The 7,584-nt window shown below is 68.8% G+C and carries 12 protein-coding genes; 10 read left to right on the top strand and 2 right to left on the bottom strand.

All coding sequences use genetic code 11. The features are described from left to right. The 3 genes from VFT73_RS14215 to VFT73_RS14205 all read left to right on the top strand — a co-directional run. On the top strand, positions 1–166 hold a 166-nt coding region (locus tag VFT73_RS14215), incomplete at its 5' end, for a His/Gly/Thr/Pro-type tRNA ligase C-terminal domain-containing protein (RefSeq protein WP_326412573.1). A 115-nt stretch (positions 167–281) separates the two neighbouring features. Next, a complete protein-coding gene (locus VFT73_RS14210) occupies positions 282–998 on the top strand; it encodes a head GIN domain-containing protein (RefSeq protein ID WP_326412567.1) in 717 nt (238 codons plus the stop codon). Beyond that, positions 953–1,672, top strand: a complete 720-nt coding sequence (locus VFT73_RS14205) for a GIN domain-containing protein (RefSeq protein ID WP_326412571.1) — start codon at positions 953–955, stop codon at positions 1,670–1,672. Before VFT73_RS14210 ends, VFT73_RS14205 begins: the two co-directional genes overlap by 46 nt. Here VFT73_RS14205 and VFT73_RS14200 read toward each other — a convergent pair whose 3' ends face one another. Next, complete coding sequence (locus VFT73_RS14200) at positions 1,673–2,062, bottom strand: DUF1489 family protein (RefSeq protein WP_326412565.1); 390 nt, start codon at positions 2,060–2,062, stop codon at positions 1,673–1,675. It lies immediately after the preceding gene. A 31-nt stretch (positions 2,063–2,093) separates the two neighbouring features. Then, positions 2,094–3,494 (bottom strand): magnesium transporter, encoded by a 1,401-nt coding sequence (gene mgtE / locus VFT73_RS14195; protein ID WP_326412563.1) that lies wholly within the window; start codon positions 3,492–3,494, stop codon positions 2,094–2,096. Between the two features lie 119 nt (positions 3,495–3,613). Between mgtE and VFT73_RS14190 the strand changes: the two genes are divergently transcribed. The 7 genes from VFT73_RS14190 to VFT73_RS14160 all read left to right on the top strand — a co-directional run. Next, the gene (locus VFT73_RS14190) at positions 3,614–4,066 is read left to right on the top strand and encodes a peptidylprolyl isomerase (protein ID WP_326412561.1); all 453 of its coding nucleotides are present in this window, start codon (positions 3,614–3,616) and stop codon (positions 4,064–4,066) included. A gap of 118 nt (positions 4,067–4,184) precedes the next feature. Then, positions 4,185–4,559 carry a fluoride efflux transporter CrcB gene (gene crcB / locus VFT73_RS14185; RefSeq protein ID WP_326412559.1) on the top strand — a complete coding sequence of 125 codons (375 nt, stop codon included), beginning with the start codon at positions 4,185–4,187 and terminating at the stop codon, positions 4,557–4,559. After that, the gene (locus tag VFT73_RS14180; protein WP_326412557.1) at positions 4,556–5,644 is read left to right on the top strand and encodes an RluA family pseudouridine synthase; all 1,089 of its coding nucleotides are present in this window, start codon (positions 4,556–4,558) and stop codon (positions 5,642–5,644) included. The genes crcB and VFT73_RS14180 overlap by 4 nt, the downstream gene beginning before the upstream one ends. Further along, on the top strand, positions 5,644–6,243 hold the full coding sequence (locus VFT73_RS14175; protein WP_326412555.1) for an FMN-binding negative transcriptional regulator: 600 nt from the start codon (positions 5,644–5,646) through the stop codon (positions 6,241–6,243). Before VFT73_RS14180 ends, VFT73_RS14175 begins: the two co-directional genes overlap by 1 nt. Further along, positions 6,237–6,896, top strand: coding sequence for an HAD-IA family hydrolase (locus tag VFT73_RS14170; RefSeq protein ID WP_326412569.1), 660 nt, complete (start codon positions 6,237–6,239; stop codon positions 6,894–6,896). The genes VFT73_RS14175 and VFT73_RS14170 overlap by 7 nt, the downstream gene beginning before the upstream one ends. 2 nt (positions 6,897–6,898) lie before the next feature. Next, positions 6,899–7,108 (top strand): hypothetical protein, encoded by a 210-nt coding sequence (locus VFT73_RS14165; RefSeq protein ID WP_326412553.1) that lies wholly within the window; start codon positions 6,899–6,901, stop codon positions 7,106–7,108. Beyond that, the coding region (locus VFT73_RS14160; protein ID WP_326412551.1) for an ATP12 family chaperone protein at positions 7,105–7,584 on the top strand (480 nt) is incomplete at its 3' end. The genes VFT73_RS14165 and VFT73_RS14160, both read left to right, overlap by 4 nt.

The following is a 7,584-nucleotide window of genomic DNA, read 5'->3' as shown; positions in this document are numbered from 1 at the left end:
CCTCGCCAAGGTCCCGCAGCTGCTGGTCGTCGGCAAGCGCGAGGCAGAGGAAGGCAAGGTCGCGATCCGCTCGCTGGGGCAAGAGGGCCAGCGGATCATGACGCTGGACGAAGCGGTCGCCTGGCTCTCCGCCGAAGCGGTTCCGCCGGACCTCAGGAGGGGATGACTGCGCTCACCCGCCACGCGTCCTGCCGTCCTAGTCGGAGGCTTTTCGCCGCGGAAAGGGCTGGACACGCAATTCGCCAGGTGTATTATGCGTCCAACACAGTTGGAGAACGCTGATGTCTCGAGTGACGTTTGTGGCCGCGGCGGCGGCTTTGCTGGCGGGGTGCGGCGTCGTGCATGCGGAGAATCACGACGGCGGTTCCGGCAGCCGCAGCTTCGACGTGCATGGCTTCGACCGCGTGTCGCTGCGCGGGTCCGACAATGTCGTGGTGCGGGTCGGCGGTGCTGAATCGGTGACGGCGACAGGACCGAACGACGTGCTCGACCGGCTGGAGGTCAAGGTCGTCGACGGCGAGCTGCGGATTGGCCGCGAGAAGCATTGGGGCTGGAACTGGTCGTCGAAAGGCGGGCCTACGGTCATCACCGTGACGGTGCCGCAGCTGCGCGGCGCGTCGATCGCCGGATCGGGCGACATGAAGGTCGACAATGTCCGCGCCACCGCGTTCGAAGGCTCGGTCGCGGGTTCGGGCAACCTGACCATCGGCTCGCTGCAGGCCGAATCCGCATCGCTGGACGTGGCCGGATCGGGCGATACCTCGGTCGCGGGTTCGGCGAAAAGCATCGACGTATCGATCGCTGGGTCGGGCAATGTCGATGCGGGCGGGCTGAAATCCGAACGCGCGAAGATCAGCATCGCCGGATCGGGCGACGTCCGGGCGGCGGTCAGCGGCGAGGCGGACGTGTCGATCATCGGCTCGGGCGACGTCGACATTGCCGGCAACCCGCGCTGCCGCGTCAGCAAGATGGGCTCGGGGGACGTGCGCTGCGGCTGATCCTCGCGCTGGCGCTGCTGGCCACCCCCGCCATCGCCGCCGAGCGCGGCTACAGCGTCACCAGCTTCGATCGCATCCGGGTCGAAGGACCGTTCGCGGTGACGGTGTCGACCGGCAAGGCCGTCTCGGCCAGGGCCAGCGGCGACGAGGAGGCGCTGGAGCGGGTCTCGGTCAAGGTCGAGGGACGCACGATGCTGATCCGGCCGAACCTGTCGGGCTGGGGCGGCTATCCGGGCAAGCAGTCCGGGGCGGCGTCGATTGCGGTCACTACGCCGCAGCTGGACAGCGCGATTGTGCTCGGCTCGGGCAGCCTGGAGGTCGACCGGATGAAAGCGCCGCGCGTCGTCCTCACCGTCGAGGGATCGGGGCGGCTCTCGGTTCGCCAGATCGAGGCTGACAATGCGAGCCTCGCCGTCGCCGGCTCGGGCACGATCGAAGCGGCCGGCCGGGCCAAGGTGGGCGCGGCGGTCGCGCGCGGCACCGCGGAGATCCGCGCGGACGACCTTGCCGTCGCCGACCTGACGCTCACCAGCGAAAGCGCCGGGGCAATCACGATGCAGGCCAGCCGCAGCGCCAGGGTCAACGCGCTCGGCATCGGTGCGATCGCGGTCGAAGGCACGGCGGCGTGCGAAGTGCGCAAGGTCGGCGGCGGCCCGCTGACTTGCGGGAAATAATCAGATCAGCGCCAGACCGGCCAGTTCTTCCATCAGCCGCGGCGGCAGCGCCGGCATGTCGCCGCCTGCCGCGAAGTCGGGCGGCGGCGCGTCGAAATAGCGCCAGCCCTGGTGCGCCTTGCGCGGGTGCGGGTGGACCGGGATCAGGCGGGCATCCAGCTCGATCAGGCAGCGCCGGTCCTCGCTCTCGCCGAAGCCCAGGATTTCCTGCCGCCCGGCCAGCCGGTGCTTGATGATCCAGTAGAGCGAGCCGCCGATCAGCTCGGCGTGCCGGGTCGGCCGATAGCGGGTCGTGATGCGCATGATGCCGCTGTCCGTTCGCGCCGAAACGCGTGCGCGGAGCGCCTCGGCCGTGGCGCAGCCAACCGCGACTTTCGACAAATGAAGCATGGGCGGCAGATGGCGGCACAGCCGCCCCGCTTCAACCGCCCAGGTTGAACAGAGTAGCGAGCCCCAGGAAGCTGAAAAAGCCCATCACATCGGTCGCGGTGGTCACGAAGACCGCCGACGAGACCGCGGGGTCGATGCGCAGCCGGTCGAGGGTGATCGGCACGAAAATGCCGGCCAGCCCTGCGACCAGATTGTTGATCAGCATCGCCAGCGCGATCGTCAGCCCAAGCATCGGATAGGCGTAGATCGTGCCGACCGCCGTGCCGATCAGCACGCCCAGCGCGACGCCGTTCGCGCCGGCGATGGTCAGCTCGCGCCCGAACATGCGCAGCGTGTTCGATTCGGTGAGCTGGTTGGTCGCGAGCGCCCGCACGGCGACCGCGAGCGTCTGCGTGCCCGCATTGCCGCCCATGCCGGACACGATCGGCATCAGCACCGCCAGCAACGCGAAGCGGCCGATTTCGGCCTGGAATATCCCCACCACCGATGCCGCCAGGATTGCGGTGCCGAGATTCACGACCAGCCAGGTCAGGCGCGTGCGGATCGTCAGCCGGATCGGCTGGTTGATGTCGCCGTCGCCAGCGCCGGACAGGCGCAGGATGTCCTCGCCCGCCTCTTCCTGAATGATGTGGACGATGTCGTCGACGGTGATCATGCCGACCAGCCGTCCCGACTGATCGGTGACGGCCGCGGAGATCAGCGCATATTTCTGGAAGCGCAGCGCCACTTCCTCCTGGTCCATATCGACCGGGATCAGCGTCTGCTCGCGCTTCATCACGTCAGCGACAGGGATCGTGCGCGGCGTGCGCAGGATCCAGCTCAGCTGGCAGGTGCCGACCGGATGGTGCGCCGTGTCGACCACGAAGATTTCCCAGAAATCGGTGGTCAAATCGTCATTGCCGCGCAGGTAATCGATCACGTCGCCGACGCACCAATGCTCCGGCACCGCGATCAGCTCGCGCTGCATCAGCCGACCGGCGGACTCCTCGGGATAGCCGAGCGCTTCCTCAATCGCGGCGCGGTCGTCCGGCTCCATCGCGCGCAGCACTTCGCGCTGCTCGGCCGGCTCCATATCCTCGATGATCGCGACCGCGTCGTCGGTATCGAGCTCTGAGGCGAGGTCGGCGACCTGGGCCGGCTCCAGTTCGTCGATCAGGTCCTCGCGGACATAATCGTTCATTTCCGCGAACACGTCCGCGTCGAGCACGTCCTTCAGTGCGGCCGCCAGAGGCCCGCGCCATTCGGCCGGCGCCAGCTCGAACAGGTCGGCGATGTCGGCCGGGTGCAGCGGCTCGACCAGCCCGCGCGCGCCTTCGGGATCCTCGGCCTCCAGCCGCTCGATCACGGCGCGGACGAATTCGGGCTTCAGCCGGTCGTCCTCGTCGAGCTGGGTTTCGGCTTCGGGCGGCGTGGTGAGTTCGGTCTCGCTCATCTCCGCCTCCTTTTCGCCTGGCCCGGCGCGGGCTTAGGCCCGCACGTGCGGAAAACGCAACCTTCCATGCCCGGCTCCCGTCTCTATATGGGCCGCTTCACGAACAAGGAGATTCGGACATGGCCGGCGACACGCTCACCTTCACGCTCGATACCGGCGGCGATGTCGTCATTCGGCTGCGCCCCGATCTCGCGCCCGGTCATGTCGAACGGATCACCGAGCTGGCGAACGAAGGCTTTTACGACGGCGTCGTCTTCCACCGCGTCATCGACGGCTTCATGGCCCAGGGCGGCGACCCGACTGGCACCGGCACCGGCGGCTCGAACAAGCCCAACCTGCGCCAAGAATTCAACTCAGAGCCGCATGTCCGCGGCGCCTGCTCGATGGCGCGCACGAATGATCCGAACAGCGCGAACTCGCAGTTCTTCATCTGCCTGGACGATGCGACGTTCCTGGACCGCCAGTACACGGTCTGGGGCAATGTCGAGAGCGGCATGGAGTTCGTCGACAAGCTCCCCAAGGGTGAGCCGCCGCGGACGCCCGGGAAGATCGTGAAGGCGACCGTTTCCTGATTCGTCATGCCGGACTCGATCCGGCATCCACCTGCCTCCTTGCGAGGCCGCGAAGAGAAGGTGGACCCCGGATCAAGTCCGGGGTGACGGGGTTGGGTGTTCCCTCTACACGCACCCCATGAAAACGCTTCTCGTCATGCTGGGCGGCGCGGTCGGCGCGGCGTTGCGCTTCCATCTGGGCGGCGTCACCTTGCGCCTGTGGGGGCCGGCCTTCCCTTGGGGAACGCTGATCGCGAACATCTCCGGCGGGCTGTTCATGGGGCTGCTGGCCGGCACGCTTGCGCGTGTCGGCAGCGCGAACGAACCGTGGCGGCTGTTGATCGGCGTCGGGCTGCTCGGCGGCTACACCACCTTTTCCGCTTTCAGCCTGGAGACGTTCGGCATGATTGAGCGCGGCCAATATGCGGTTGCCGCCGCTTATGTCGCGGCGTCGGTGGCCGGGGCCATCGCGGGACTGGCGGCGGGCGTGCTGATCCTTCGGGCGGTCGCGTGAGCAGCGAGGTCCGCACCTTCACCGTCGGCCCGGACGATGACGACATCCGGCTTGACCGCTGGTTCAAGCGGCATCTGCCGGACATCGGCTTCGCCCAGGTCTCGCGCTGGGCGCGTACCGGGCAGCTCCGCGTCGACGGCAAGCGCGCGGCGCCGGGCGACCGGATCGCGGCGGGGCAGGCGATCCGCGTGCCGCCGGCGGAACCGCCCGCACCCGAGAAAGCCAAGCCGAAACGCGAACGCCCACCGCTCAGCGAAGACCAGATCGCGTTCGCGCAGGAGCTGGTGATCCACCGCGATCCGCAGGCGCTGGTGATCAACAAGCCCCCCGGCCTCGCGACGCAGGGCGGCACCAAGACCCATGAGCATGTCGACGGTCTGCTCGACGCATTGCAGTTCGACGGCGATTCGCGGCCGAAGCTGGTCCACCGGCTCGACAAGGACACATCCGGCGCGCTGCTGCTCGCCCGCACCAGCCGCGCCGCCGCGTTCTTCGGCAAGAGCTTTTCCAGCCGCACCGCGCGCAAGGTCTATTGGGCGCTGATCGTCGGCGTGCCCTCGATCGAGGACGGGTTCATCGAGCTGCCGCTCGCCAAACAGCCGGGAACGGGCGGCGAGAAGATGCATGTCGACGAGAAGGAAGGGCTGCCGGCCCGGACCCGCTATCGCGTGATCGAGCGTGCCGGCAACCGCGCCGCCTGGGTCGAGCTTCAGCCCTTCACCGGCCGCACCCACCAGCTGCGCGTGCACATGGCGGCGATCGGCCACCCGATCGTCGGCGACGGCAAATATGGCGGGCAGGATGCGTTCCTGACCGGCGGCATCAGCCGCAAGATGCACCTCCACGCGCGGCGCATCCGCATCGACCATCCCGACGGCGGGCGGCTCGACGTCACCGCCGAGCCACCGGCGCACATCGCCGAAAGCTTCGAAACGCTGGGCTTCGATGCCGCGGCCGGCGATCTGCCGCTCGACGAGGTCAAGTTCAGCGAGACGCCAGAGGGCAAGCGCCGGGCGGCAAGCGCCGCCGCCAAGGCCCGCCGCAAGGAACGCAAGGGCGAACGCCGCGGCCGGGGCCGGAGCTGATGCACCCGAACCCGGCATTCCATGACCTGGATGAAGGAGCCGCGCTCGCGGCGGCGGAGCGGATCGGTTTCGCGCATATCGTCGCGGTGGTGGAGGGTGCGCCTATGGTTGCGCACGCGCCGATCGCTCGCGCCGGAGCACGCGCGTTCCGTTTCCACCTCGCTCGCGGCAACCGGTTGACGCCCCATCTCGACGGCGCGCGCGTGCTGCTGAGCCTGGTCGGCCCGCACGGCTACATCACCCCGAACTGGTACCGCCCGCCCGGCGACCAGGTGCCGACCTGGAACTATGTCGCGGTCGAGCTGGACGGCACAGCGCGGCTGATGCCCGACGAGGCGCTGGTCGAGCAGCTGGACCGGCTTGCCGAAGTGCATGAGCCCGGGCTCAGCCCCCTCCCGTGGACGCGCGGCAAGATGGACCCGGCGAAGTTCGATGCGATGCGGAGCGCGATCCGCGGCTTCGAAGTGACGGTCGATGCAGTCCGCGTCACCAACAAGCTCGGCCAGAACAAGGCCGCGCCGGACCGTGAGGGCGTGATCGCCGGCCTGGAGGCTAGCGGCAATTTCGCTCTGGCTGCAGCGCTGCGACGCGCATCGTGAACCGCCTCGCCGTCTTCGATTGCGACGGAACGCTGGTCGACAGCCAGGCGGCGATCTGCCGGGCGATGGACGAGTGCTTCACGTGCCACGGCCTGACTCCGCCCGATCGTCATGCGACGCGGCGGATCGTCGGGCTCAGCCTGCCGCAGATCATGCGGACGCTTGCGCCCGATGCCGATCCCGATCTCCAGACCGTTCTTGTCGACACCTACAGGACCACGTTTCAGCGGCACCGTGCGGAGGGGCTGGTCGAGGAGCCGCTGTTCGATGGCATCGTCGAGGTGGCGCAGGCGCTCGGGGATGCGGGCTGGCTGCTCGGCGTCGCGACCGGCAAGTCCGATCGCGGCCTGCGTCTCTGCCTCGAACGCCACGGCCTTCATGCGCGCTTCGTCACGCTGCAAACCGCCGACCGGCATCCGTCCAAGCCGCATCCGGCGATGCTGCACGCCGCGATCGCAGAGGCCGGTGCGGCGCCCGAGACCACTGTGATGATCGGCGACACCAGTTTCGACATGATGATGGCGCGCGCGGCCGGCGCGCATGCGCTGGGGGTCGGCTGGGGCTATCATGATGCCGACGAACTCCGGTCGGCCGGCGCGCATGACGTGATCGAACGCCCGCACGATCTGATCGCCTGGATGGAGCGCTTCTAGAGATGAACGATGACAAGGCCCGCAACCGCTTCCTCGCCATCTCGCTGCTGAGGCTCGCCGGCGCGCTGCTGGTGATGTTCGGGCTGGTGATCGCGGCCGGGCGGCTGCCCGACGTGCCGCGGATTGTCGGCATCGTCGCGGTGCTGGTCGGCGCGCTCGATTTCGCGCTGGTTCCGCTGCTGCTCGCGCGGCGCTGGCGGACGCCCAAGTGAAACGCTTTTGGAAGGAAGCGCGCACGGAAGGGGGCGACGTGCTGCTCGACGGTCGGCCGGTCCGCACGCCGAAGCGCAACGCCCTCGCTCTGCCGACGCCGGCACTGGCCGATGCCATTGCGGCGGAATGGAACGCCGTCGGCGAAGAGCTCGACCCGCGCGCGCTGCCGCTGACCGGACTCGCCAACGCCGCAATCGACATCGTCGAGCCAGACCGGCTCGCCTTCGGCGAAGCGCTCGCGAAATATGGCGAGAGCGATCTGCTCGCCTATCGCGCCGAAAACCCGCCCGAGCTGACCGCCCGCCAGGCGGAGCAATGGGGCCCGCTGCTCGCCTGGGTCCAGCGCCGCTATGACGTGCATGTGGAGGTAACCGCCGGCGTGATGCATCGCCCGCAGCCGCCGGCGACCGTCGTGCGGCTGCGCGATGCGACGGCGGCGCTGGGCGCCTTCGAACTGGCGGCGCTGTCGCCTTTG

The sequence above is a fragment of the Sphingomonas sp. genome, from assembly GCF_035758555.1.
In the GTDB taxonomy this organism is placed as follows: Bacteria; Pseudomonadota; Alphaproteobacteria; order Sphingomonadales; family Sphingomonadaceae; genus Sphingomonas_B.
The sequence above is the reverse complement of the archived record's forward strand: the minus strand, read 5'-3'. Positions and strand labels throughout refer to the sequence as shown.

Coding starts and splice junctions, on each gene's coding strand:
- VFT73_RS14210 (WP_326412567.1), top strand. CDS start 282: ATGTCTCGAGTGACGTTTGTGGCCGCGGCGGCGGCTTTGCTGGCGGGG.
- VFT73_RS14200 (WP_326412565.1), bottom strand. CDS start 2,062: ATGCTTCATTTGTCGAAAGTCGCGGTTGGCTGCGCCACGGCCGAGGCG.
- mgtE (WP_326412563.1), bottom strand. CDS start 3,494: ATGAGCGAGACCGAACTCACCACGCCGCCCGAAGCCGAAACCCAGCTC.
- VFT73_RS14190 (WP_326412561.1), top strand. CDS start 3,614: ATGGCCGGCGACACGCTCACCTTCACGCTCGATACCGGCGGCGATGTC.
- crcB (WP_326412559.1), top strand. CDS start 4,185: ATGAAAACGCTTCTCGTCATGCTGGGCGGCGCGGTCGGCGCGGCGTTG.
- VFT73_RS14175 (WP_326412555.1), top strand. CDS start 5,644: ATGCACCCGAACCCGGCATTCCATGACCTGGATGAAGGAGCCGCGCTC.
- VFT73_RS14165 (WP_326412553.1), top strand. CDS start 6,899: ATGAACGATGACAAGGCCCGCAACCGCTTCCTCGCCATCTCGCTGCTG.